This is a genomic window from Clostridium sp. AM54-37XD (assembly GCF_003478225.1).
In the GTDB taxonomy this organism is placed as follows: Bacteria; Bacillota; Clostridia; order Lachnospirales; family Lachnospiraceae; genus Coprococcus; species Coprococcus ammoniilyticus.
This window is the reverse complement of the sequence record NZ_QUEV01000014.1, coordinates 33,571-58,798: the sequence shown is the minus strand read 5'-3', so window position 1 is coordinate 58,798 and position 25,228 is coordinate 33,571. Positions and strand designations below refer to the sequence as shown.

Annotated in this window: 23 protein-coding genes, 1 pseudogene and 1 riboswitch; of the genes and pseudogenes, 21 read left to right on the top strand and 3 right to left on the bottom strand. The window is 42.9% G+C overall.

Going from position 1 to position 25,228, the window contains the following annotated elements; translation table 11 throughout:
- The 20 genes and pseudogenes from DXA07_RS13795 to DXA07_RS11710 form a co-directional block, all read left to right on the top strand.
- A pseudogene (locus DXA07_RS13795) lies at window positions 1-283 on the top strand (hypothetical protein); the annotation flags it as partial.
- A gap of 259 nt (window positions 284-542) precedes the next feature.
- Window positions 543-1,055, top strand: coding sequence for an A24 family peptidase (locus DXA07_RS11800; protein WP_117808569.1), 513 nt, complete (start codon window positions 543-545; stop codon window positions 1,053-1,055).
- 34 nt (window positions 1,056-1,089) lie between these two features.
- The gene (locus DXA07_RS11795) at window positions 1,090-2,049 is read left to right on the top strand and encodes a hypothetical protein (protein ID WP_117808570.1); all 960 of its coding nucleotides are present in this window, start codon (window positions 1,090-1,092) and stop codon (window positions 2,047-2,049) included.
- A 50-nt stretch (window positions 2,050-2,099) separates the two neighbouring features.
- Window positions 2,100-3,260 carry a CpaF family protein gene (locus DXA07_RS11790; protein WP_117808571.1) on the top strand — a complete coding sequence of 387 codons (1,161 nt, stop codon included), beginning with the start codon at window positions 2,100-2,102 and terminating at the stop codon, window positions 3,258-3,260.
- 18 nt (window positions 3,261-3,278) lie between these two features.
- Complete coding sequence (locus tag DXA07_RS11785) at window positions 3,279-4,022, top strand: type II secretion system F family protein (RefSeq protein WP_117808572.1); 744 nt, start codon at window positions 3,279-3,281, stop codon at window positions 4,020-4,022.
- A gap of 3 nt (window positions 4,023-4,025) precedes the next feature.
- The gene (locus DXA07_RS11780) at window positions 4,026-4,658 is read left to right on the top strand and encodes a hypothetical protein (protein ID WP_118484735.1); all 633 of its coding nucleotides are present in this window, start codon (window positions 4,026-4,028) and stop codon (window positions 4,656-4,658) included.
- Window positions 4,659-4,723: 65 nt separating this feature from the next.
- On the top strand, window positions 4,724-5,341 hold the full coding sequence (locus DXA07_RS11775) for a type II secretion system F family protein (RefSeq protein ID WP_118484734.1): 618 nt from the start codon (window positions 4,724-4,726) through the stop codon (window positions 5,339-5,341).
- Between the two features lie 57 nt (window positions 5,342-5,398).
- Window positions 5,399-5,569, top strand: a complete 171-nt coding sequence (locus DXA07_RS11770; protein WP_117784748.1) for a Flp1 family type IVb pilin — start codon at window positions 5,399-5,401, stop codon at window positions 5,567-5,569.
- A gap of 18 nt (window positions 5,570-5,587) precedes the next feature.
- Entirely contained in the window at window positions 5,588-6,976 is a 1,389-nt protein-coding gene (locus DXA07_RS11765) for a DUF5702 domain-containing protein (RefSeq protein WP_021943397.1), read from the top strand.
- Window positions 6,977-7,229: 253 nt separating this feature from the next.
- Window positions 7,230-7,982, top strand: coding sequence for a TadE family protein (locus DXA07_RS11760; protein ID WP_118484732.1), 753 nt, complete (start codon window positions 7,230-7,232; stop codon window positions 7,980-7,982).
- Between the two features lie 39 nt (window positions 7,983-8,021).
- Window positions 8,022-8,495, top strand: a complete 474-nt coding sequence (locus tag DXA07_RS11755; protein WP_117808574.1) for a hypothetical protein — start codon at window positions 8,022-8,024, stop codon at window positions 8,493-8,495.
- A complete protein-coding gene (locus DXA07_RS11750; RefSeq protein ID WP_117808575.1) occupies window positions 8,479-9,852 on the top strand; it encodes a DUF6382 domain-containing protein in 1,374 nt (457 codons plus the stop codon). Before DXA07_RS11755 ends, DXA07_RS11750 begins: the two co-directional genes overlap by 17 nt.
- A gap of 41 nt (window positions 9,853-9,893) precedes the next feature.
- The gene (locus tag DXA07_RS13115) at window positions 9,894-14,492 is read left to right on the top strand and encodes a prealbumin-like fold domain-containing protein (protein WP_173783998.1); all 4,599 of its coding nucleotides are present in this window, start codon (window positions 9,894-9,896) and stop codon (window positions 14,490-14,492) included.
- A gap of 245 nt (window positions 14,493-14,737) precedes the next feature.
- A complete protein-coding gene (gene dnaX / locus DXA07_RS11740) occupies window positions 14,738-16,477 on the top strand; it encodes a DNA polymerase III subunit gamma/tau (protein ID WP_117822531.1) in 1,740 nt (579 codons plus the stop codon).
- Window positions 16,478-16,517: 40 nt separating this feature from the next.
- Window positions 16,518-16,868, top strand: a complete 351-nt coding sequence (locus DXA07_RS11735; RefSeq protein ID WP_008400312.1) for a YbaB/EbfC family nucleoid-associated protein — start codon at window positions 16,518-16,520, stop codon at window positions 16,866-16,868.
- Entirely contained in the window at window positions 16,868-17,464 is a 597-nt protein-coding gene (gene recR, locus DXA07_RS11730; RefSeq protein ID WP_021944222.1) for a recombination mediator RecR, read from the top strand. Before DXA07_RS11735 ends, recR begins: the two co-directional genes overlap by 1 nt.
- Before the next feature lie 50 nt (window positions 17,465-17,514).
- Entirely contained in the window at window positions 17,515-18,588 is a 1,074-nt protein-coding gene (locus DXA07_RS11725; protein WP_021944221.1) for a 6-phosphofructokinase, read from the top strand.
- A gap of 89 nt (window positions 18,589-18,677) precedes the next feature.
- Window positions 18,678-19,178 carry a hypothetical protein gene (locus tag DXA07_RS11720; RefSeq protein ID WP_021944220.1) on the top strand — a complete coding sequence of 167 codons (501 nt, stop codon included), beginning with the start codon at window positions 18,678-18,680 and terminating at the stop codon, window positions 19,176-19,178.
- Window positions 19,175-21,514, top strand: coding sequence for a hypothetical protein (locus DXA07_RS11715; RefSeq protein WP_118484728.1), 2,340 nt, complete (start codon window positions 19,175-19,177; stop codon window positions 21,512-21,514). Before DXA07_RS11720 ends, DXA07_RS11715 begins: the two co-directional genes overlap by 4 nt.
- Window positions 21,427-21,846, top strand: coding sequence for a hypothetical protein (locus tag DXA07_RS11710; protein WP_147352514.1), 420 nt, complete (start codon window positions 21,427-21,429; stop codon window positions 21,844-21,846). The genes DXA07_RS11715 and DXA07_RS11710 overlap by 88 nt, the downstream gene beginning before the upstream one ends.
- A 125-nt stretch (window positions 21,847-21,971) precedes the next feature.
- Here the strand turns inward: DXA07_RS11710 and DXA07_RS11705 are convergent, their stop codons facing one another.
- Window positions 21,972-22,142, bottom strand: coding sequence for a 4Fe-4S binding protein (locus tag DXA07_RS11705; RefSeq protein ID WP_004852414.1), 171 nt, complete (start codon window positions 22,140-22,142; stop codon window positions 21,972-21,974).
- A 249-nt stretch (window positions 22,143-22,391) separates the two neighbouring features.
- On the opposite strand from DXA07_RS11705, the gene DXA07_RS11700 reads away from it, so the two are divergent.
- Complete coding sequence (locus tag DXA07_RS11700) at window positions 22,392-22,613, top strand: DUF1858 domain-containing protein (RefSeq protein WP_021944218.1); 222 nt, start codon at window positions 22,392-22,394, stop codon at window positions 22,611-22,613.
- A gap of 100 nt (window positions 22,614-22,713) precedes the next feature.
- On the opposite strand, the gene DXA07_RS11695 is transcribed toward DXA07_RS11700, so the two are convergent.
- Together DXA07_RS11695 and DXA07_RS11685 are read right to left on the bottom strand one after the other, a co-directional pair.
- Complete coding sequence (locus DXA07_RS11695) at window positions 22,714-23,571, bottom strand: adaptor protein MecA (RefSeq protein ID WP_117784703.1); 858 nt, start codon at window positions 23,569-23,571, stop codon at window positions 22,714-22,716.
- Window positions 23,572-24,153: 582 nt separating this feature from the next.
- On the bottom strand, window positions 24,154-24,960 hold the full coding sequence (locus DXA07_RS11685) for an N-acetylmuramoyl-L-alanine amidase (RefSeq protein ID WP_021944216.1): 807 nt from the start codon (window positions 24,958-24,960) through the stop codon (window positions 24,154-24,156).
- A 110-nt stretch (window positions 24,961-25,070) separates the two neighbouring features.
- Window positions 25,071-25,218: riboswitch (cobalamin riboswitch) on the top strand.
- Window positions 25,219-25,228: the final 10 nt, after the last annotated feature.

The following is a 25,228-nucleotide window of genomic DNA, read 5'->3' as shown; positions in this document are numbered from 1 at the left end:
ACAGATGAATGGAATGCCACAGCAGGGCATGTATAATCCACAGATGAACGGAATGCCGCCACAGGGTATGGCACCACAGATGAACGGAATGCCACCACAGGGTATGGCACCACAGATGAACGGAATGCCACCACAGGGTATGGCACCACAGATGAATGAGATGCCACCACAGCAGAATCCTGCACCTGCTCCACAGGCAGGACCTGTACAGGAATCCGTACCTGCAGTTGCACCGACATCCCAGCCGGAAGCGGTTCCGCAGAATGAAGAAGTATCCCGGTAGTGAGTGCATAAGGTCAGAGAAATGCAAAAATCCAGATAAATATCTGCAAAATGCGTATATGACAAAAAGAAGCACAAACTTCAGAAATTACATAAGAATCAGAAAAAGATCTGTTACGGCAGGTCTTTTTTTGTTGCCTGAAAAGGGATAGATAAATGTGTGCAAAACTGACAGATATTAAATGATTGTGTCAAGTTAAGAATGGTAAAAATTAGTTTATTTTCTGCGTATTTACAATGTTTTTTCGGGATGGTAACGTATGGATACGCTGATGGCAGGACATCAGAAAAATGAAAAAAAGGAGAGTGATACAGCGTTTGTTTTTGAGAAGACATTAATGATCCTGTTGGTAAGTGCAGCAGTAGTTCTGGATTTCAAGACATGGAGGATTCCGAACTGGCTGGTATTGATCGGGATGGAAACCGGGATATTTGTGACGATCCAGAGAGAGGGCTGGAGAATGGGAGGCATACAGGTGGTACTTGGTATTGTCCTTCCGGTTGCATTGCTGTTCCTTCTGTATCAATTTGGATTCCTGGGAGCCGGAGATATCAAGCTGTTTGCAGCCCTTGGTGCATTTATCGGAATGGAGGTCTGGCGGATCGTTCTGTATTCGTTTCTGTTTGGTGGGGTTTTGTCTTTGCTGTATATGGTAAAGAATGTATGGATCCCATGGCTGAAGCATCGAAGACGAAGACGGCACCGAAGGAATAAGATCCATTTTTCCATGGCAATATTACTGGGATGTCTGTTGTATTGCCAATGGGGTTGATATTTGAAGAAAGAAGCTGGGAAAGGAGGAAAAAGTGCGGCAGTTAAAACTTGGCATAGTTGGAATGGAATCAAACTATGTGATCGGGTTGATGAATTACATTAATGCAGATAAAAGAAATCCATTCTTCGCAATGGCATTTTCGACAGAAGAACGATTGGAAAATTATCTGAAGGAGCACACATTAGATGCGCTGTTGTATGAAGAAAGCATGATGCCTGTGATCGTAGGACTTCCGGAAGGAAAAAATATTTGTACGATCAAGCTGGCGGAGCAGGCACCGGATAAGACGGAGAAAGAAGCAATTTACCGGTATCTGAGTGTGGAAGAAATACTGAAGCGGGTGTTGAGGATCATAAAAGCGGAGGAGGCAGAAGGAAAATGGGAGTTATTTGCGACTTATGCAGTTATCTCCCCAATCGGCAGGTCGGGTAAGACCAGACTGGCAAAAAGCATCTGCCTGATGGACGAGGTACGTGGTGGGCTGTATATCGGGATGGAAGCATATGGAGAAAGGAAGCAGGAAACTTCGGAGACAGTAACGGATAAGACTTGTGGTATGTCTGAGCTTGCATATTTGATCCGAATACAATCAGGGCAGATTTTTGAATATCTGGATAAAAGTGTGGTTGTGGAAGGAGGGATTAGCATGATCGCGTCACCGGAAGTATATCTGGATATCAGAGAACTGAACCGGTCGGATGTGAGCTGGTTCATAAAGAAGCTGATTGCATATGGACGATACACAACGATCGTATTTGATATTGATGGCAGCGTGCTTGGAGATATTACGATACTTGGTGAGTTCGATCATGTATTTGTTCCGGTTCTGGATGGCGGGTATGCAGAAGAAAAGGTTGCGGCATTTCAAAGATTGTTGGAGAAACAGGAATTACAGAAGGTAGTCATGCGGATGCAGCAGGTCGTTGTACCGGATCATGCATATGACAGTGCGGAGATGATGCAATTGGCGGGAAGGCTGGTGGGGATATAAGCCCAGAGGACAGAAAGAAATTAAAAGAGCACGTTCTGGAAGAACTGGATATGTCTCAGGAGATCATAGATGAGAAGGTTCTGGAACTGATCGACCGATCGCTTCTGGAACATCCGGATATCGGATATGTCAGTCTGGAAGGACGGATTCGGTTGAGAAAGGAATTGTTCAATGCGGTCAGACGGATGGATGTGTTATCAGATTTGTTAGAGGATGACAGCATAACGGAGATCATGATCAATGGGTACGATCAGATCTTTGTAGAGAAAGATGGACGTATTCAGTCCTTTTCCCAGAGCTTTGAGAGCGAAGATCGTCTGGCATCGATTATTCAGCAGATCGTAGCCGGATGTAACCGCTTAGTGAACGAAGCAGTCCCGATCGTAGATGCCAGACTGCCGGATGGTTCCAGAGTGAATGTGGTGCTGCCACCGGTCGCCCTTGATGGACCGACCATGACGATCCGTAAGTTCCCAAAAGAGAAAATGACGATGGAAAGGCTGATTGAACTTGGGGCTTTAGATGAGGAAACTGCCGGATTCCTGAAGCTGCTGGTAAAGGCAAGATACAACATATTTGTATCAGGAGGAACGGGAGCAGGAAAGACGACATTCCTGAATGCGCTGTCGGATTATATACCAAAGACCGAACGGATCATCACGATCGAGGATTCGGCAGAACTGCAGCTGCGTGATGTGGAGAATCTGGTACGGATGGAAACCAGAAATTCCAATGTGGAAGGCGAAAATGCGATCACGATACGGGATTTGATCAAGGCAAGTCTTCGTATGCGGCCGGACCGGGTGATCGTAGGTGAAGTCCGGGATTCGGCAGCGATCGATATGCTGACAGCAATGAATACCGGGCATGATGGAAGTCTTTCGACCGGCCATGCAAACTCAGCATATGACATGATCACAAGGCTGGAATCTATGGTGCTGATGGGAATAGAACTTCCGATGGAAGCTGTTAGGCGGCAGATCGCTTCGGCTGTGGATATTATCATTCATCTGGGAAGACTCCGGGATGGATCCAGAAAGGTAACAGAGATCTGTGAAGTAACAGGAATAGAGAATGGACAGGTTCAGTTGACGTCACTTTATGAATTTGAAGAACAGGCAGAGAAAGGCAGGAAAACCGTTCAGGGATATTTGAAAAAGAAGGCAGCTTTGCAGAACAAGGAGAAATTGAAACGGGCAGGGCTGGAATAGGAAAGGAGGGGCCAGGATGTGAAAACAGATTATACACGATACCGGTTATCTTTGATGGAAAACATTGTTTTTGGAATGGGATATCTGGTTGCGGCAGCAGTGGTATGCATTATATTTTATGATTCATTTCTTCCGCTGATTCTGATGCTGCCCACGGGTGTATATGTGCGAAGGCTGTTTGAAGAATACAAAAGGAAGAGGAGGCAGCAGGAATTATATCTTCAGTTTAAGGATATGGTGCAGGCACTTGCCGCCAGTCTCAGCGTCGGATATTCATTTGAGAATGCTTTTATAGCAGCACATGAGGAGCTGACACGGACATACGGAAAAGATGCGCTGATCGTCCGGGAGCTTGTATTGATCATGCATGAGATCCGCTTACATAAGAACATAGAAGATGTTCTTGCGGATTTTGGAGAACGCTCCGGTATCCGCGAGATCCATAATTTTTCCCAACTGGTTGCTGTGGCAAAAAGGACAGGCGGCAATATGGTACAGATCATGAAAACGACTGCGGCTGGAATTGCCCGAAAGGTAGAAGTGGAAATGGAGATTGCGACTATGATCGCAGCAAAACGGTATGAACAGAGGATCATGCTGGTCATTCCTTTTCTGATCATTGGATATCTTCGTATGGTGAACCAGAGTTATATCTGTATTTTATATGAAGGAGTGGCAGGTCGGATCGTGATGACATTATGTCTGCTGGCAGGAATCATTTCATATTTCTGGAGCAGAAAACTGATCAATATTGGAGTGTGATGGATGATGAGAGAATTAAAAAGACCGGTTGGCAGCTTTCTGTACCGGAAGATACATAGGTTTTTGAATATGAGAACGATCCGGGAACGGATGCGAAAGATCCATGTTGTACCGGAGGATGAACTGACTCGGTTATGTGAGGAATATTGTATCCGAATCCTGTCGAACAGTCTGCTGGTATTTTTTGGAACATTGGTCTTATCCGTTGGTCTGGCAGTATATATGAACCGGACAAAGACTTCGATTGTATTGAACAGGGAATCCTACGGTGGAGATGAAACAGTCACGCAGTTGGAAACAGAGATCAATGGTGAAAAGCAGATGATATCTGTGGATGTGCTTCCGTTGACCTATGATGCAGAGAGCATTGAAGAGGCTTTTGATAAAGGATTTGCTTACATTGATTCCGTATATTTGGGAACAAACGAGAATGCAGATCATATTACGGAGGATCTGGAGCTGATCGATTCTGTTGATGAACTGGGACTCCGGGTTTCATGGGAGATTGAAGATGAAAGCGATATTGTTGATTACCGAGGCGAGATCATTGATCATCGGCTGGATGAACCGGTTCTTGTAAATCTGGTGGCAACTCTGTCTTATGAAGATTTTTCGGCATCCAGAACTATCCTGTAAAGGTTGCAGGCAGGGAAAAGAATGAGACGGAAAAGGCAATAGAGACGATTCAGGAGGCGTTAGATATGCTACAGCGTAAGTCAGATACTTCATCATTGGTTCTTCCGGAGACAGTTGCGGGATATCATCTGCAGCATACCGGTACGATGCGGCTTCCGGTACTGGTATTTGTTCTTGGAGGGATATTCAGTATTTTGCTCGTCTATAAAGAATATTCGGATATACGGACGAAGGAGAAAAAGAGAAATGAGGAGTTGCTTATGGCGTACCCATCTTTTGTGGATCTGATGAGCCTTTATATGGGAGCCGGATTAACGGTGAAGGGGTCTCTGAGTAGAGCTGTGGTGCAAAGTGACAGCCCGGTTCTGGCAGAGGAGCTGAATTATACATTGAATGAGATACAGTCGGGAATTCCGGAAACAGAAGGCTATTACCGGCTGAGCAACCGGCTGGGCCTTCCGGTTTATCAGAAGATATTTACTCTTTTGTCACAGAATATCAAAAAAGGGACAAGGGATATCCTGAATCTGCTGGCAGAAGAGGAGGCTGCTGCATTGCAGTTAAAAAAGGAGCTGGCAAAACGAAAAGGAGAAGAGGCGGGAACAAAGCTTTTATTTCCGATGATTCTTCAGTTAGGAATTGTAATGATCATAGTGATAGCCCCGGCATTGCTGGGATTTTAAAAGAACAAAAAGAAGGAGGAAACGGCAGTGGAATAGTCATTGCTGACAATAAAGAGTATGAGAAATGTGAAGAATTTTTTATTAGATGAAAGTGGAATGGGAGTTGTAGAGATCCTTTTGATCACAGTTGTATTGATCGCCATGGTACTTATCTTTCAGGAGAAGATTACAAGTCTTGTGAACAAGATCTGGACCTCGATCGGTAAGAGTGCGAAGAAGATTTATTAGTAAGGAGACTCTGCAGATTTGAAAAATAACGGACAGATTACAGTATTTTTAAGTCTGGTGCTGGTCAGCCTGCTGGGATTATTTCTGGCAGCAGTTGAGATTACAGGAATCTACATGAACAGGGCACGGGTGGCAGAAGCTGCCCGTGGTGCATCCCTCCATATACAGGCAGAGTACCAGTCCCGGATATTTGATCGGTATCACTTGTTATTACTGGATAAAAGCTATATGGGTTATGGTGAAGGAATGCTGGAGGAACGGGTATCTGATTATATGGACTATACACTCTCCGGCTATGGATTTGCTGTAGAGGATGCCTGCCTGACAGATGTGAGAACGGTGGTTGCTGATGATTGCTATGACTTAAAAAAACAGATAGAGGAATATATGACGCTGTATTTGGAAACAAAGGCACTGGAAACGATAAGTGAAGATCTGGCATATGACAATGCGGATGCTGAAGAGGTAGCAGAGGAGATACGGAATGGAAAGAGCGAGGAAACAGAACAGGAAGGTAACTGGCAGGGAGAGGATCCCAGAAAACTGTTGGAACAGGAGCTTGGGATCGGATTGCTACAGCTCGTTCTTCCATCCGGAAAATCTGTATCACAAACGAAAGTATCCATGCAGGATGTACCATCGACTGCATGTGGAAAGGAAAATGTTCAGGAGAGCATGGACACTTCTTTTTCGGATATTGACCGGTTGGAAGCAGAGCTTGGAAAGGTTCGTGGGACAGGAAAATCGGAATTAGGCACGGATATCAATGGGATTCTTTACGCGATGGAGTGCTTTAAAAATGTTACGGACGCGGAGCTGGATAACTGCGTATTCCAGTGTGAAGTGGAATATCTGATCGCAGGGAAGGACAATGACTATGATAATCTGACCTGTGTTGTAAACCAGATCATACTTCACAGACTTCCGGTTAATATGGCGGTACTGTTATCGGATGCAGAGAAAATGGCGGAAATAAGCAGTATGGCAGCGACACTTGCACTTGTACCGGGCATTACATATGGAGCAGCAAAATATCTGCTTGCAGCCTGTTTTTCCTATGGAGAAACGATACTTGAGATACGGACATTGTTGGCGGGAGGAAAGATTCCCCTGATCAAGAAGGCAGCAGACTGGAAGCTGGATCTTGCGCATATAGGGAATCTCACCAGTGTAGAGCCGGCATCCGGTCAGACAGAAAAAGGACTGGATTATGAAGCGTTTCTGATGCTGTTATTAGCAGAGAAGAATAACAGAATGTACTATCGGATGTGTGATCTGATCCAATTAAATACTGCACTTGTCCAGGATGGATTTCTTATTACAAACTGTGTGGATGCATTTACGATCGATATTGATATTACAAAAGGGAAACGGTCGTATGCAACTTCGGTCAGTGCAGTTTATTAAATATAAAACATAGAAATATCAGATGGAAAGGATGGTGTTATATGCTCTCTTATTATATATTTTGGCTGCAGTCTATTATCCATGCGGTGGCATATTCCATTTCCAAAAATAATAAAATCAAAAGAATTTCTCCGTCTCTCCAAGACCTGAACAGAAAACATTTGAGCAGACAGTATGGTAAGAGAGTGTATAAGACCATTCCTTTCTTTCAGAGGATATTTTGTATATGGAACAGGCAGGAGGGTAGTGCACGGTGGAGGCAGCCCTGATCCTGCCGCTTTTTATCATGGCAGCAGTTGTGTTTTTCTGGATGGGAAATCTGTTGCAGACACGGTTGATCGTCTATGATGCCATGCAGGACACTGCGCAGTGCCTGGCGGAATATCAATATGCGTATTCATATGTACAGGATGAAAAAACAGTGGATTTACCGGGGAACGGTGTCAATGTTCTGACAGCAAAAGAAAGACTGCAGCATTATCTGGATATATCCCCGGTGGATGCTTCCTGTATTGTGGGTGGAACCGGAGGGATTCTGGTTACAAGATCAGCTTACAGTGAAGCAGATGGCTGCATTGATCTTAAGCTGCGATATAAACTGCAGATCAATGTCCCATTTTTTGGAGAACTGACTTGGAAGGTTCAGGAACAGATCCGGCAGCGTGCATTTATCGGTATGCAATTAGAAAATAATGAGACAGAAGAAAATAGATACGTTTATATCACGGAGACCGGAGAGGTCTATCATACCAGCAGAACCTGTTATCATATAAAACTTACGATCCGGCAGATTCCGGATGGAGAGCTTTCTGATAGGTATCAGAATCTGTCTCCTTGTGAGCGGTGTGCGGAGGGCAGGACGACGGATGGAACGGTATATATAACGGAGACGGGAGACCGATACCATCTCTCTGTTTCCTGTTCTGGATTAAAACGAACGGTTATGCGTGTCAAACAAAAGAATGTTGGAAACATACCACCATGCAGCAACTGTGGTAACGGATGAAATTCTTGTAAGGGTGCAGGAACAGGAAAGGTGAAAGATATGAATTCTGGGAAAAAGGATGATCGTGGAACGATCGTGATCGAAATGTGCATTATTATGCCAATCGTGATCACTGTTATATTTGTTGTTATCAATATGATGATTGTGCAGTTGAATAACGGAATTGCAACCGGCGAGGCATATCATGTGGTCTGTAATCGGGAACGATATATGTCTGGAAGTGGAAACAGCGCAGAGGATACATTGAATCAGGCGTTAGATCAGATGGTCAGGCCATCCATGCAGCATCTGGATGAACTGGAAACAAGCGTGCGCTTTCGTCCTTCTGGAAATGCGTTACTTTCCGGTATAACAGGAACCATAGATGCAGTTATCAAATATGAAGAGCTGCACCCGGGAATTGGACTGCTGACAGATAAAAAGGCAACACAGAGAAAAGTAAAGATTGAGAAAGAAATCCGGGATATCAGCAATAATCTCAGGAGGTGGCAGTTGTATGGAAAAACATTATGACACTGATGGGATAAATGTATATCTGATGCTTACCGACACCGATTATCAGGTCTCCTATGAAACCAAAATGCTTCAGAACAACTTCATCCCATATGTTCTTCCATTTAACGTGATGTTCATAGATGGAGATGCGATTCCTTGTTATGAGGTTAACGGACTGACAGAATTTGCAGTAATAGAGCAGACGATCACGATAACTCCGGTGCTTATATTACAACTGTTTCAGGAACTGGTTATGGTATTTCACCAGCTTGGCAGATATTTGCTGTCCGTTAATAATCTGATCCTGGTGGAAGATTGTATCTTTTATGATATAGCGCAGAAATGCTTTGGTTTTATCTATCTTCCGGGATATCAGAGTGGGGTCCGGGAGCAGATGCGGAGGCTGTTAGATCAGATGATATGCAGGATGGATCATGCAGACCGGGCGGGCAGTGACCGGGTATATGATCTGTATCAGAAGATCATGGATGCAAATTATGATCTTGAAAAGCTGGTAGATTTTTTTACAGAATTCCGCACGGAAGAAAGCGGCGATACAGATGGTACGGGAAATACAGATATATATAGAACGGAAGAAACGGGCAAAACTGAGGAAGAGGAAGAGGCAGCAGGACTGGCTGCATTTTTGAGAAAAGAACCAAACCGGAATAAATGGAAGAAATCGAACCGGAACAGGACGATAGTACAGAGTGACATTGACGATGATAAGACATCGGTTCGGACGATCGTGTATAAGACGGTCGTTATTGCCTGTATGCTTGCAACGGCGTTGTTTGGGATCAGCTATGGATGGATGCAGTACCGGGCAAATGGACGGATCCAACATATGAAACCTTTATTCGGTGTATGCATCTTACTGGCAGTGGAATTATTTGTCTGGATGGAGCTGTTCTTAACAGATCAGACTGAAAAAGAAGAGGAGGTTGTTGAACCTTGTATACAGGAACAGGATATAACTATATTTCCGGCAGCAGCGGATGGAAATGGACAACCCACAGCCGGTGATACACAACAGGAGACAACCATACTTCCGGCAACCGATCCGGTATGCATGTTAGTTCCGGTTGGAGGGCAAGCGGAAGCTACATCGAATCCGGTGATCTGTCTGGATACACTTCCAAGATTGATTGGACGTGGGGATATGGCAGATTTTTGTATTTCCGATAAGTCTGTGAGTCGGGTTCATAGCAGGATCCGATATGTCGATCATAAATATGTACTGGAGGATATGGGTTCGACAAATGGGACATATGTAAATGGTTATCCACTGCGAGTGGACTATCCGGCAGTGGTATTGCCCGGAGATATTATTTCATTTGGGAATATAGAATATGAGCTGCGGGCTCAAATATAGGAAGGAGGAAACAGCTTTTTCTGGGAAGCTGACAGAAATATATGAAACAATACGGAAATAAAATTTTACTGATCGTACTGGTGGGAATTCTTCTGCTGATAAATCTGCCATTCCATGCGATCCTTCAGACAGCATCCATGGGAGGAGATGCGGAGCAGGCGGTAACGCAGTTGTTTGAAAAGAATGCGACAGCAACGGATACGGATGCAGACAGGGCAACTCCGGAGGATGCAGACAGAGCAACTGTGGAAGATGCAGATGGGGTGGCTGCGAAAGCTGTAGATGGGGTGGCTGCAGAAGATACCGACAGAGCAACCTCGGAAGATGCAGATGCGATGACCACGCAGGATATAGCATTATCATATGAAGATCAGGCAAAACAGATCGCTACGATCTCAGATGCTATATCGAGAGATGTATATACTCCGGATATGAAAGTAGAAATAAAGAAAGAGAAAAAGTCGTATATATTTAATATAGATGCATTGGCGACGGTAATGTCCTTTCCGATGTTATATTCAGAATTTGTCGTTGGATACAGACTGGGAAGAACAAAAGCGGGAGATACCTGCAGAGATTTCCGGATCTTCAGGTATCATAGTATTACGGATTGTGAGAAGCTGTTTTCCGTATATTGTGGAGACAAGGAGCTGGATGTTCCGTGGTATGGAGAATATGTTTCGGATGGAAAGCATTTGCAGGGAACAGCAGCAACTGTATACAGTGATGATACGACAGATGGTTATATACATGCAGGCAGCGGACTGTTAACAGCCGATATCCGGAAAGCATTGTATCAGGGATATAAGAACAGGCAGTCTCAAAGCGCATTACAGGATAATCTGAATGCTATCCGGCATCATGGAAAAAGCATGAGCGGAGAAGTTCCATATACGAGAGCACAGGCAGAGATCCGGATCGGAACAGAAACTCCAAAGACAGAGCAGATTGATATATCACCGGGGCAGCCGGAGACGCGATGGAAATACCGGTATACCATACACATGGAAGAAGAGAGTTTGTTAAGCACTGTGTCTCCGGATGGAGTATATGCAAAAAGAACGAAGATGCGTACGGTCACAGGAGGTCAGAATGCGTTTCGTATCATAGTGCCGGATACAGATATTAAACTGTGGGTATGTACGGACTGGAAAGGTTCGATTGCAGATACGGACTGGAAAGCATACCGGTCAGGAGAAGAAGCTGTATTAAAGGCAGGAAGCAGATATTTCTTTACTGCCGGTACGGATAAGAAGGGTGTGAGCAGACTGTCAAAGACCTTTGCCGAACGGGATGGGTTTACAGCTTATGCTGTCTGCCCGGACAACAAAGAGATTCAGACCTGCTTTGCAGGTGTGCTTTATGAATATGCAATGGAGATGGTGATTAACTGGGGAAGTGAATTAAAAACCGGAAAACTGCATCTGACAAAGCTTGGTGATGGTTCCTTGAATAATCTGAAAGGAATAAAATTTTACCTTTATAAACTGGACGAGCCATTTGCAGATCTGTCAGAGGGGAAAGCGGTAAAGATCGGAACATATACGGTTAATTCCAAAGGAAAAGGTGTGCCAACTTATATTACGGAAAAAGGCAGATTTTATGGAGCAAAAAGTAATTATGCCGGAGAGGATATAGATGGATCCACATGCCGGAATATCTACAATCTGCCACCGGGCTATTATATGCTGCATGAGGATGCTGAACTGGCACTGGCAAGAGGATATCTGCCCGCGATAGACCATTATTATGAAATTACAGATAACCAGCTGGAATATGAGTTTGTCATTCAGAATGTCCGGGGCGGGCTCAGTCTTCAAAAAACCAGTGACTCTCCGGAACTTACAGGAGCAGATGGCAAAACGGATGCATATAGTCTGCAGGGAGCCAGATATAATGTGTATAAGGTTGGGAAAAAGAATGATACATCAACCGATGCTTATGTCTGCACCTTTACAACCGATGCATCCGGAAAAGGAATTGTTACAAAATATAATTCGGATGCAGGATATTATCCGGTATATGGTTCTGATAACCGGATATATGAAGTGCGCGGAGTTCCGGTTGGTTGCTGGTATTACATTGCGGAAACAGGGAAAAAGAAAGGGTGGAATGGAAATGAATATTCCTATGCCGGAGGTTATATTGTAAATAAAGAGGATAAAAAAGCGGCTTCCTACTATCAGAAGTGGATCTATCTGGATAAGGAGGATGGTGGAATCGGAGTTTCAGAAAATTTGGAGAAATATCCCAAGCAGCAGATCGATGTACTGGAATCGCCGATTACGATCGGAATTCAGCTTCATAAAAGCAGTGCGATGAAAGAAATTTCCGATATGGGTGGATATACATTTGCCGATATTCAGTATCAGGTATACATGGCGGACAAGAATGGAAGGCCGGGAACCGGAAATCTCTATGTAGGTACATTTACAGTGCAAAAGGATGGAACGGGAATTGTTACAGATATAAACACGAAATTTATTCCGACCGGAGGAAATAAAACGATCGTTTCGCTTAAGAAAAAAGGGACAGATACGATCTCCGGACTACCATGTGGAAGCTATTATGCAAAGGAAACAAAAACAAACCGCTATTACAGGCTGAATACAGATCCGGTAAAAAAAGAATGTCTGTCCAGTGGCGGAAGAGAAACAGGAAAAAAAGAGATCGAGCATGTGATCGAAGTTACAGATCAGCCAAATACCGGAGAACTGTATCTGGAAAAGAAGAGCGCCGGTGAAGAATGGACGGATGAAAATACAGCATATTCGTTATTACATGCAGAATATAGTGTTTATATGGTGTCAGGAAAGAATGCTCCATATAAAGAAGAAAATCAGGTTGGCATATTTACGACAGAAAAAATGAATGCGGCAAATACCGTGATCGGAATACCGGAGATTAGGAATTCCTGCGGAACCGGAAATGCATTCCGAATGATATCAGGAGAGGTCGTTTCCATTCAGGCAGATAAGAGTAAGCATTGTTTTACCGGATTGCCATTTGGCTGGTATGCAGTAAAGGAAAAGCGTGCTCCAAAAAATTACAAACTGGATGCGGATGTGCATTATATTTGTATATCCCCGGATACGGTGGAAAACAAGATTAATGCAACCATGCAGCTTGCAGAGAAAGAAATGGTATATCAGGGAAAACTGTCACTAACAAAATATGACAGAGAGAATGGAACCGGAACTGTAAAATATGGAGCATCTCTTGCGGATGCAGTCTTTCAGGTGCGGTATTATAAGGGACTCCTGCAAAAAACAGAATTGGCAGCATCTGCTGCATACCGAACCTGGTATATTAAGACAGTATATAACGAGCAGACCGGAAGTTATGAGGCAAAGCTGGATGCAGCTTATCTTACCGGACAGAGTGATCCTCTATTTACGGATAAAAAGACAGGTGCAGTAATTCTTCCGGCTGGAACCGTGGTCATAACAGAATACCAGCCACCAAAGGGGTATATGCTGCCGGGACATGGACAGGGGTATATCGAAGTAACCGGACTGACAGGAGAGAAACAGCAAATTACCGGAAATGAAATTGTACTTCATCTGGATGCAGGAAATCCGAATAAAGAGCTGCAGACTTTTTCTGTGGAGAGTGGGAATGTCATAGAAGCGGAACTGATAAAGGTGTACGAGCAGGCAGAACGGGTGGATATTGCATTTGACAAGATCAATGCAGGAACCAGAGAATCCATGCAGGGAATCGTATTTCGTATTTCGTTGCTGGATGAAGCAGGAAATCCTGTTGAGAGCCATATTGCGGTAACCGGAGCAAATGGACGTTTTGATTCGGCCGGACGCAAGGAAAGTGGTAAATTCAATATCAATGATGTTATCTATGAATACAACCAGACGCAGGAAGAAAGTGCATGGAAGGAATATGATATGACAGCCGGGATCTGGTTTTGTGGAGATGAGAGTACACAGAGGGAAGTTTTCGATGAAGATATTATGGCAGACGGAGCTACAAAAAGCGAAGAAAACACATCCATAAGAGAAGCTTCAGAAACAGAAAAAGCGGATCTGGGAGCGTTGCTGCCGGGAACTTACATGATCGAGGAGCTGCCTTGTAAAGGTAACCGGGGATTTGTAATAATGCAGCGTCAGATCGTGGACATTGATAATGCAGAGACAATCCGGGAGCTTGGTACATATGAAAATCAGTCTTCGGAAGATACAACAGAACAGACGACAACCGAAACCACGACCGGGGACACAACGGAGACAACAACCGAAGCTACGACCGGGGACACAACGGAAACCACAACCGAGTCTACAACCGAACAGACGACGGAGATCACGACCGAATTGACAACAGAAACCACAACTGGGGAGACAACCGAGATTACGACCGAGGACACAACGGAAACCACAACCGAGTCTACAACCGAACTGACGACTGAACAGACGACGGAGATCACAACAGAAACTACAACAGAGCTGACGACCGAACCGGACACCGGGGACAGGAAGAAACCACCGGTCAGAACCGGTGACTCGTCAGGAGTGATCCTGTTTTCATATATCGGGTTTGGAGCAATGCTTGGCGCAGTAATTCTTGTGATCATAAAAAGACGGCAGGGAAAACATGGAAAAGATAGACCGGGAAACAGGGAACATTGACAGAATGAAAACGGTACTTTTAAAATTATATAATATGGCTCGTTCGTGAACTTCATGTTCATCTCCAATGCCGGATGCCTGAAACAGAGGCGTCCGGCATTTTTACTATATAGAAAAGGCTGCCCTGTAAAGTAAATAAGTGCGCTATTATGGATATATTATTTAAAAGAGGACAAAAACTAATAATTGCTATCAATCACCATTTCGGATATAATATCTTTAGTTGTATTTTGGAGGAAACCGTCATGTCTTATATGGCATTATATCGTAAATGGAGACCGGATACTTTTGAAGAAGTAAAAGGCCAGGATCATGTTGTAACAACACTAAAGAATCAGATTATAAATAACAGGATCGGACATGCATTTCTCTTCTGCGGAACAAGAGGAACCGGAAAGACATCGATAGCAAAGTTGTTTGCAAAAGCAGTAAACTGTGAGCATCCGGTAAACGGAAGCCCATGCAATGAATGTGCGGCATGTCGTGCGATCGCAGATGGATCATCTATGAATGTGATCGAGATTGATGCAGCATCAAACAATGGTGTGGATAATATCCGTCAGATCCGGGAGGAAGTACAGTATTCACCATCAGAAGGAAAATATAAGGTATACATTATAGATGAGGTTCATATGCTGACACAGGGAGCGTTTAATGCTCTGTTAAAGACATTGGAGGAACCACCGTCTTATGTCATTTTTATACTTGCAACAACAGAATCCCATAAGATTCCGATCACAATATCTTCCAGGTGTCAGAAATACGAGTTCCGGCGGATCTCGGTGGAAACAATCAGTGACCGTCTGATGGAGCTGCTTGGAAGAGAACAGATTGCGGCAGAGAAAAAAGCAATTGATTACGTTGCCAAGGCTGCAGATGGATCAATGCGTGATGCACTCAGTATTCTGGATCAGTGTATCGCATTCAACATTGGCAAGGAGCTTACTTATGAAAATGTACTGGATACGATCGGAGCAGTTGATATCGATGTATTTGCCAGATTGTTAGATTGTGTGATTCGGCTGGATGTTGTCGGTGCCATCGATCTGGTGGATGAGGTAGTATGGCAGGGACGGGAATTGTCCAGATTTGTATCAGAATTTACATGGTTCCTTCGAAATGTATTGTTGGTGAAGGTTTCACCGGAGGCTGATCAGAAGCTTGATATGTCGGCGGAGAATCTGGAACGGTTAAGACAGCTTGCTGCACAGCTCGAAACAGATGCACTTATCCGGTATATCAATATATTTTCGGATACCTCTGCAAATATCAAATATGCAGTACAGAAGCGTATTGTTTTAGAACTTGCAGTGATCAAATTATGCAAGCCTGAGATGGAAACCGATTACAGCGCGCTTCTTGACCGGGTCAGAGTTCTGGAACAGAAGTTAGAGAATGGAGCCGCCGGATCGGTGGTTAGCGGGAATAATAACGGTGAAGGAAGCTCGGCATCGGCAGGCGTTACAGCATTGGCAGGCGAGGCAGTGCAGGGAGCCGGAGCAGTATCACAGGAACTGCTGGATCAGATCTGTGCAAGACTGAAGCAGGAAGGAATGCAGATAGGAAATGCACCTGCGATGGGAGGTGCAGAGATAGAAGCGGCATCGAAGAAGCTGTCCGAGCAACTGAAAAAAGAACTTCCGGAAGCAAATTACAATGAATTAAAAGAATTCGTAGAACAATGGGATATCATTATGGAAGGATATCAGAATATTACGAAGAAGTTTCTGGAAAAAGCAAGGATCAATATGAACGAAGCCAGAGATGGTCTGTATCTGGCATATGTCCAGAATGAAGAGAACAAGCAGGCAATCGCTTATTTTGAAGGAAAAGAGCGGATGGCGGCATTGCGAGAGCACATCGAACAGGTGACCGGCAGACAGGTGAAGATCGAACTGAAGGTCGTGTCGAAGAATAGTGAAGCGGCACAGGAGATCGAGGCGAATGACTTGTCGAAGATTAATTTTGCTATTCAGTATGAATAAAAATATAAAAAAGAGCTAAGAATCAAGGAGGATATATAAGATGGCTAAAAGAGGCGGCTATAACATGGGTATGATGCCTGGCAATATGAACAACTTAATGAAGCAGGCACAGAGAATGCAGAAGCAGATGGAGACAACAACCAAGGAGCTGGAGGATAAGATCTATGAATCTTCCGTTGGTGGCGGCGTTGTAACAGCAAAGGTTTCCGGTAAGAAAGAACTGATGGAGATCAAGCTGGATCCGGAGGTTGTTGATCCGGATGATATCGAGACATTAGAGGATCTGATCATTTCTGCAGTAAATGAAGCATTCCGTATGCAGGATGAAGATTATCAGGAGAATATGAATAAGATCTCCGGCGGTATGGGTCTTGGAGGCTTACCGTTCTAATGGATATATATGGTGGAGAAGTAAACCGTCTGATCGAAGAGCTTGGCAGACTTCCCGGTATCGGAGCAAAGACAGCACAAAGGCTGGCATTTTATATCATCAGTATGCCGGAAGAACGAGCACAGGCACTTGCCGATTCAATCGTAAATGCAAAGAAGAAGATTCGATACTGCAATAACTGTTATACGATCACAGACAGTGATCTTTGTCCGATCTGCAGATCTGCAAATCGGAATCATAAGGTGATCATGGTGGTAGAAACACCGAGAGATCTTGCAGCATATGAGCGGACGAATCAGTACGATGGTGTATATCATGTTCTTCATGGAGTGATCAATCCGGCACTCGGAATCGGACCTGCGGATATCAAGATCGCAGAACTGATGAAGCGGTTGCAGGGGGATGTGGATGAGCTGATTATTGCAACAGGCTCCGGTCCGGAGGGAGAAGCAACGGCGATGTATATATCAAAGCTGGTCAAACCGGCAGGGATCAAGGTCAGTAGGATCGCAAGCGGTGTACCGGTTGGCGGAGATCTGGAATGTATTGATGAAGTGACACTGCTCCGGGCATTGGAAGGACGCGTATATTTATAGGGACAATTAAATAGCATTTTACATAAAAAAGAAGAAAGAGGTGTTTAGGGATGTTGCGAGTTGGATTACTTACCAGTGGTGGCGATTGTCAGGCACTGAATGCAACCATGCGTGGTGTAGCAAAAGGATTGTACGAGTTATTTGATGAAGTAGAGATCTATGGTTTCCTGAATGGATATAAGGGCTTGATGAGAGCACAGTATATCAAGATGATGCCGGATGACTTCTCAGGCATTATGACAAAGGGTGGAACGATTCTTGGAAGTTCCAGACAGCCATTTAAGCTTATGGGTGAGCCTACAGAGGATGGTCTTGATAAGGTGAAATCCATGAAGGACACATATAAAAAACTCAAACTGGACTGTTTATGTGTATTAGGAGGAAATGGTTCCCAGAAGACAGCAAATCTGTTAAGTGAAGAGGGCTTAAATGTAATTGGTCTTCCAAAGACGATCGATAATGACCTCTGGGGAACCGATATGACATTTGGTTTCCAGAGTGCGGTAGATGTGGCAACACAGACGATTGACTGTATCCATACAACAGCAGCATCCCATAACCGTATCTTTATCGTAGAGATTATGGGTCATAAGGTTGGCTGGATCACATTACATGCCGGTATTGCAGGTGGAGCAGATGTTATCCTGATCCCTGAGATTCCGTATGATATCAAGAAGGTATACGAGGCAATCGACAAGAGAACAAAGAATAATAAAGGATTTACGATTGTTGCAGTAGCAGAAGGAGCAATCTCCAAAGAGGTTGCAGAGCTTCCAAAGAAGAAGAGAAAAGAAGCAATTGCAAATTCTCCGTATCCATCTGTTGCATATGAGATGGCGGACAAGCTCAAGGAGTTCACAACACAGGATATCCGCATTGCGATTCCTGGTCATACACAGCGAGGCGGAAGCCCATGTCCATATGACAGAGTGATTTCATCCAGATTCGGGGCAAAGGCAGCCGAGCTGATCAAAGCAAAGGATTTTGGAAAACTCGTTGTATTCAAGGACAATAAAGTAACTGCGATTCCGTTATCAGAGTCAGCAGGAAAACTCAAATATGTATCTCCGGACGATGATACCGTTCTTGCAGCAAAGACATTAGGTATCTCATTTGGTGATTAATTTCAGTTCAAATAAGAAATGGCAGTAACATAATCTCTCTGTCTGCATATATACTATATAGGAATAAGAATGCAGGCAGGGAGATTTATATGCAGAATGAATTTAAATACATTCCATATGACAGAAAGGATACGAATATCCGTGGATTGATAAAAAATGGAAATGTATATAATCTGACACGGAGCATGTCGGGGCTTTTGCTGCCGGATGATCCAAATGAGGAACAGTCAAGAGCAGAAAAGGACTGGGCCTATCTGAAGGAAATGTATCCGGAACGGGTACGGCGTATCAGTGCAATGGTGGAAGAAGAATGTGATAAATTAGAATATGCAGGAAGCCCGATGTTTGCGGAATATCCAGATCCGGAGGTGATCCGTAAGATCGCACGGGATGTCTATGCAGAGCTTCCGGATCCATATGTAGATATTCATCTGGATATGGAGGCTGCGCCATCTGAACCACCGTATGTTCCAAAAGGAAAAGGCTGTGGTAACTGCATGATGCGGAATCTGATAGAAACATTGATCTGTAATGAATTTTACTGTAGACGGGAACGCTACAGAAGATGTAGGAGACGATTTTACCTGTGAAGAAAATAGGAACACTTGTTATAAGAATAATAGTAATGGCAGTTTTCTTTGTGATTACTATTTTTTTAGTTGATAAATTTCAGAATAGACAGTATAAGAATCTGGCAATGGAGATGGAAAATGCCACCTTGCCTTTAGTATATGTAGACTATGAGGGCAGATATATCAACTGCCTTCATGGCTATACAACCGTAGTCGATACAACGATGCTTCGTGACTGTATTACTCCGGTGACAGATGACAAAAAAGTAACGTTTGCAGTAGATGACAAAAATGGTTATGCAAAGACCTACAGCTATGAGCTGCGGTCGATCTCAAGCGATTCTCTGATCGAGAACGGAGATCTGACATCCGATACAGAGGAGAATGGATACCGGATATTTGATATTGATATCCGTATGGATATCAAGCCGGATACGGAATACATGCTGATATTCAAATTAGATGGAGCGGATGGACAGACCGTACGCTACTATACCCGTATCGTTGTAAATGACAATTATCATGCGTCCGAGCTTCTGGACTTTGTGGAACAGTTTAATGCTTCGACATTTGACTACGAGGCAAATGAAGAAGGATCCTTTATCTATCCATACATGCAGGCATACAAAGGACAGGATGATGACAGCCTTTCTATGGGACATCTGAATCTGACAAGCAGCTACAAAGAGCTTGTCTGGAGTGGAGTGAATCCGGTTCGGATAACTTCGATCATTCCACAGATCAAGGAAATTGATGTCAATTATGCAGTAATTGAACTGGATTATGTGACCATGGCAGAAAACACCGATGGCGAGTCAGATTATTATTCGGTCAGGGAATATTATCGTGTCAGCTATAAAGAGCCAGAGACAGAAGACGATACAGAAACAGCCACCGGAGCAGAGGATGCTGAAGCATCAGAGGATACCGGGGAAGCAGATAACGCAGGCACAATATCCGTTATGAACTTTGATCGTTATATCGACGAGTATTTCAACCGGACAGGTGTCGATAATAAAAATAATGTGTATGAGATCGGGGTTGTTCTTGACGAAAAGCTGGATTATCGTTACAGCTCAGATAATAAGAAAATCGGTTTTGTCAGAAACGGACAGCTCTGGCTGTATAATTATTCAGAAAATCAGATCTCCATGGTATTTGGATTCTGGATGGATGATGTGGAAAATGTCAGAAACACATACAACAATTATGGTATCAATATGATCTCCATGGACGATGATGGCAATATGATATTTGCAGTATATGGCTATATGAACCGTGGTGCTCATGAAGGAAAGCTGGGAATCAGTCTGTGTTCTTACGATGCAGCAGAGCAGGAGGTTACGGAGCTGGTATTTGCAGAATGTAATGAACCATATGCAGCCATGAAAGATGAAGTGTCCAGACTGACCTATTATGATGGAACAAACTTTTATTTTATGCTTGGCAACAAGGTGAACTGTATTAACGTGGAAGCAAAACAGTTATCCTATTATGTAGATCATGTATCGCTCGATCATGTATATGTATCCGATGATATGCAGGTAATGGCATATGATTCATCGGATCAGGCAGCCGATAATGCGACATTGACGCTGGTTAATTTTGCAACCGGACAGACCTATACGCTGGATGCGGGAGCAGGAAAGAGTCTGGTCTGCTATGGATTTAAGAACCGGGATCTGATATATGGGATCTGTAATACGGCTGACAGTGATATTTCTATAGATAAAGATTCCTTTGCAAAAAAGAATCTGAGTGAAAAGGTATACAGCCGGATCCCATCATACAAATTATTTATCGTGGATGAAAATGGAAACCAGATCAAAGAATATCAGAAGGACGACAATTATATCATAGATATCAGCGTAGAGGATGATCTGATCTATATGACCAAAGGATCCAAGAAAACAGACAGATTCCGGTTGGCAGAGGATGACTTTATCACCTATAAAGAAAGCGACGATGTAAAACGAGTTGATATCACGACAAAAACAACATCAGGAATTGCGAAGCTGTATTTTACAGTACCGTCAAACATATATCTGACCTATATTCCGTATCTGAATATCACAAAGAACACGGTGGGAGATCGTTCATCAGATATGCTGATCACGGTAGAAGATGAATATGCAGGCTATATGGTATATGATAATCTGGGACTGACCGGAATCTATGAAAAGGCAGGAGATGCAATCAACTGGGCAACGCAGATCGCAGGTATTGTTGTTTCCAAGGATGGAGAAATCGTATACAGCAGTCGGAGATGCAGGCTTATAATACGATCGCATCGTCAATCTATCACCAAAGCTCCGGCAGTGTGGATGCATCCTTGTGGGATTGTGTATATATGACACTGATCTATGAGGGTGTGACTGATCTCACATATGAAGATATGAAAGCATCCGGTACAGATCCGGTACAGGTGCTGACAGAGCTTGGAAAATATCCGGGAGCAGATATTTCAGGAATCTCGCTGGATCTGGTATTTGGATATATCAGTAATGGTATTCCGGTTATCAGTCGTATCAATGATGGAAGATATGTAATGGTCGTAAGCTATAACAGTGAAGCGGTTCGTTATTATGATCCGGTACTGGATACAGAAGTCCGGGTATCAAGAAAAGAATATGAAGCTGCCATGAGTCAGGGAAATAATGAACTGTATTCCTATGTTCAGGAGTAGAAATAAAAAGATATACAGAAAAACAGATCCGTCGGAGGACATCATTGTTTTTCTGTATAAGACAAAAAGAAAAGCTGCCGATTCCGGCAGCTTTTCTATATTATGATAACAACGTTCTGTGTGGATTACTCCTCTGAAATTGTTCCAACAGGACATGAACCTGCACATGCACCACATGAAATACACTGTGAACCATCAATAACGAAAACACCACCGTTATCGCTAATAGCTCCAACAGGGCATGAACCTGCACATGAACCACAACCGATACATGAATCACCAATTACGAATGCCATATGATTGTCCTCCTTTTAGTAATAATAATCACATCTCGTTACCTATTTTAAATCAAAAAGTTTCTTATATCAAGTGAATTGAGATGATTTGTAAAAAATTAGTTCCTGCTAACTTGAGTCTGCCTATCTTTTCCTATAAAGGGATAGACATTTAAAAATGTGTATACTATAATGGTGAAGATATTTTTAAAATCGAAAAATGTCATATCAGATTAAGAAAGATTATAGGAAACAGGAGGAAATATACACATGGCAAAGATCAGTAAAGATATGCTTATAAATGATATTTTAGCAGTAGATGCAGGAAATGCAGCAATTCTTATGGCAGCAGGTATGCATTGTATCGGATGTCTTGCAGCAGCAGGTGAAACTCTTGAGGAAGCAGCAGCCGTTCATGGTCTGGATCCGGTAGAGCTTGAACTTGAGATCAATGACTACCTTGCAAAGAAAGAAGAACAGGCACAGGCATAATTCATATAGAATATGTATCTGGCCAGACGAAAAATACGGCGGAATCCAATGAAAAAAAGGATCCGCCGTATTTGTTTTGTCAAATCAGTTTTCTTAAAAATTACAGAGCAGACAGAGTCTGAACTGCTTCCTCTTCAATGATCGTTTTAAAATGCTCTTTGAAATGATATGGCATGGCATCTGTTATTTTCTGTGCTGTGCCGTATTCTCCAAGAATGTAACATACCCGGTTGAATTCGGGAATAGTATTCTTATCATTTGTAAATAACAGATAAAAACGTTTATTAACCGGATTCTTATAGAGTGTGTTGCTGCTGAAGTAAAAACTTGCAACCTGTTTGGATGCGTTGATAACGGTATTTAACGAGTCGAATACAAGCAGTCTCGTTAAAGTCTGTGGAGCATCCTCTTCCTGTTGTGTCTGTTTTACAGGTGCTTTTGCGCTGGATGGAATATCGGTTGAAATCTCGATATTCTTACCTGCAAGACCTGTCAGATTATTTACAAAACCTTCCAGAGCATTAAAAATTGCCTCCGGAATCTGGGATTCATCGCCATTTATACCGATATCGATATGACCGGATATTACATTATCATCAGATGGGGGATAGTCCTCATCTTCGTATTCATCATCCATATCATCGTCATAATCGGTGTCGTCATCGTCATTATTTCTGGTAAATCTGGAAAAACGTGTATCCAATTCTTCCGGATCTTCTACCTTTGTGACAATTAAAATAAGACAATCTGATGAAATCGGTATAGCTTCGATCATCAGTGGTATATCATCAACCTCAAATCCGAGTTCGTTTGATGCCTGCTGCATCATCTCACGAAACAGTTCTTTTGCTTTTGGAGATCCATAAGCCAGCTCGGAAATCTTTAATTGTTTGTCTGCTAAATCTGCTTTATTCAAAGTACATCTGATCTGATTTTCACTTAAGCGTTCAATCTTCAATAGAATCACCCCATTTCTGATAGAATACCCATGAAGGGTAGAAAATAAGTCATACAATTGTGTATTAAAACGCACCTATAGTTTACCATATTTAACTGACAAGTAAATAGGATATAATGTGAAAAATTCAAAAATAATTTATAAAATCCTGTCGAATATGAATAAAAAATAATTCCACAGTATAAATTATGTATATATGGATCAGAATGTGAAAATGAGCAGAATAGGACAGAAAATATCAGAAAAGATTAATTTTTCATAAAGTGATTGGCAGGCGTACAAATATAATGTAATATAAGAGCAGACATCTTATGAACCCTTCATCGGTTCGCTGCAGACAGATTCCGGTCTGCATAATTCCGTTTCTGGCAGACAGATATTGCTTATTACATATAGATATGAAAAGAAACACGAAAACAATGGTGTATTTGTGCCATTGGTTTGTATATAAGATTAATATTGACACATCACAGCACGAATATGTAAAAAAGCAAATGGGAATAAAATGAAAAAATGTATCGATAAAAAAGAACCGTTACATTCATGCACAAAATAACAGTGGCAGGGGTTACAGCCCCCTGCCTATTCTGTGCCCGCCTGGATATGATTAACAAGCCCATCTGCGATCGCAGCGGCAACCTGTTTTTGATAGTCTGGAGTATTTAAACTGCTGCATTCATCCGGATTACTTAAAAAGCCACATTCAACGATAACAGCAGGACAGGGGCTTTTTTTCAGAATAAGATAGTCCAGATTACCTTTGACCGGACGCTCATTATCAGAATCGAGGATCGCATGGATCGAGGCCTGGATTGATTTTGCAAGCTGTTCACCGTCTGAAGAATTCGCATAGTAAAAAACCTGAGCTCCATGTACGGAAGAATCAGAAAAGCTGTTCTGATGGATACTGATAAAAAAGTCGGAGTTATGGGATGCCACAATCTCAATCCGATGATTCAGATCGGATGTCTTTAAGCTTTCGGCAGTTTCTGTATTCAGTGAGGAGTCATCCGTTCTGGTCATATAGACTTCAAAACCGAGAGAATCCAGAATCTCTTGCAGATAAGAAGCAATCTGAAGATTAATGTCCTTCTCCTTTGAATCGTTAATTCCTATTTTCCCAGGATCGTATCCGCCATGTCCGGCATCGAGTGTGATAATATAGCCGGAAAATGCAGTTTCTGTGGTGTCACTTTGTGTTTCGTCATTTGGATCAGACTCTGAATCTCTGACACCCGGCAGCGTGGCTTTATTATCCAGATCGGACTGAGGTGATTTTGACGATATTGGATACAATAGCAAAAATACAGAAAGAGAGCAGATAAATACAAGGAGTAGAAGAAGATAACGATTTAGTTTTGGAATAAGAGACCGGAGTTCAGGTTTCATAAAAGGATCACCTGTCAGAATTCTTCTTTCTATAAATATGCAGAAACATTCCGGTCAATGCCTGTGGATTTTGTTGACATTCCGCATACAAGGCTATAAGATAAACTATGTATGTTCTATATTGGATCTGCTCGGACGTGTCTTTAAATGTCCGATCAGGGGGAAATTCGGTGAGAATCCGGTGCAACCGCCATTACTGTGTTAAGATCATAAGATGGTCTTTCAGTCAGAATACCCGCAGATTTATTCTACATACAGCTTTTGGGCG

What these genes read in the sequence shown, in the direction of transcription:
- DXA07_RS11755 (WP_117808574.1), top strand. Translation starts at nt 8,022, where the DNA reads ATGAATTCTGGGAAAAAGGATGATCGTGGAACGATCGTGATCGAAATG.
- DXA07_RS11710 (WP_147352514.1), top strand. Translation starts at nt 21,427, where the DNA reads ATGCAGGCTTATAATACGATCGCATCGTCAATCTATCACCAAAGCTCC.
- DXA07_RS11725 (WP_021944221.1), top strand. Translation starts at nt 17,515, where the DNA reads ATGTTGCGAGTTGGATTACTTACCAGTGGTGGCGATTGTCAGGCACTG.
- DXA07_RS13115 (WP_173783998.1), top strand. Translation starts at nt 9,894, where the DNA reads ATGAAACAATACGGAAATAAAATTTTACTGATCGTACTGGTGGGAATT.
- DXA07_RS11770 (WP_117784748.1), top strand. Translation starts at nt 5,399, where the DNA reads ATGAGAAATGTGAAGAATTTTTTATTAGATGAAAGTGGAATGGGAGTT.
- DXA07_RS11720 (WP_021944220.1), top strand. Translation starts at nt 18,678, where the DNA reads ATGCAGAATGAATTTAAATACATTCCATATGACAGAAAGGATACGAAT.
- DXA07_RS11685 (WP_021944216.1), bottom strand. Translation starts at nt 24,960, where the DNA reads ATGAAACCTGAACTCCGGTCTCTTATTCCAAAACTAAATCGTTATCTT.
- dnaX (WP_117822531.1), top strand. Translation starts at nt 14,738, where the DNA reads ATGTCTTATATGGCATTATATCGTAAATGGAGACCGGATACTTTTGAA.
- DXA07_RS11735 (WP_008400312.1), top strand. Translation starts at nt 16,518, where the DNA reads ATGGCTAAAAGAGGCGGCTATAACATGGGTATGATGCCTGGCAATATG.
- DXA07_RS11775 (WP_118484734.1), top strand. Translation starts at nt 4,724, where the DNA reads ATGCTACAGCGTAAGTCAGATACTTCATCATTGGTTCTTCCGGAGACA.
- DXA07_RS11780 (WP_118484735.1), top strand. Translation starts at nt 4,026, where the DNA reads ATGATGAGAGAATTAAAAAGACCGGTTGGCAGCTTTCTGTACCGGAAG.
- recR (WP_021944222.1), top strand. Translation starts at nt 16,868, where the DNA reads ATGGATATATATGGTGGAGAAGTAAACCGTCTGATCGAAGAGCTTGGC.
- DXA07_RS11750 (WP_117808575.1), top strand. Translation starts at nt 8,479, where the DNA reads ATGGAAAAACATTATGACACTGATGGGATAAATGTATATCTGATGCTT.
- DXA07_RS11800 (WP_117808569.1), top strand. Translation starts at nt 543, where the DNA reads ATGGATACGCTGATGGCAGGACATCAGAAAAATGAAAAAAAGGAGAGT.
- DXA07_RS11790 (WP_117808571.1), top strand. Translation starts at nt 2,100, where the DNA reads ATGTCTCAGGAGATCATAGATGAGAAGGTTCTGGAACTGATCGACCGA.
- DXA07_RS11700 (WP_021944218.1), top strand. Translation starts at nt 22,392, where the DNA reads ATGGCAAAGATCAGTAAAGATATGCTTATAAATGATATTTTAGCAGTA.
- DXA07_RS11705 (WP_004852414.1), bottom strand. Translation starts at nt 22,142, where the DNA reads ATGGCATTCGTAATTGGTGATTCATGTATCGGTTGTGGTTCATGTGCA.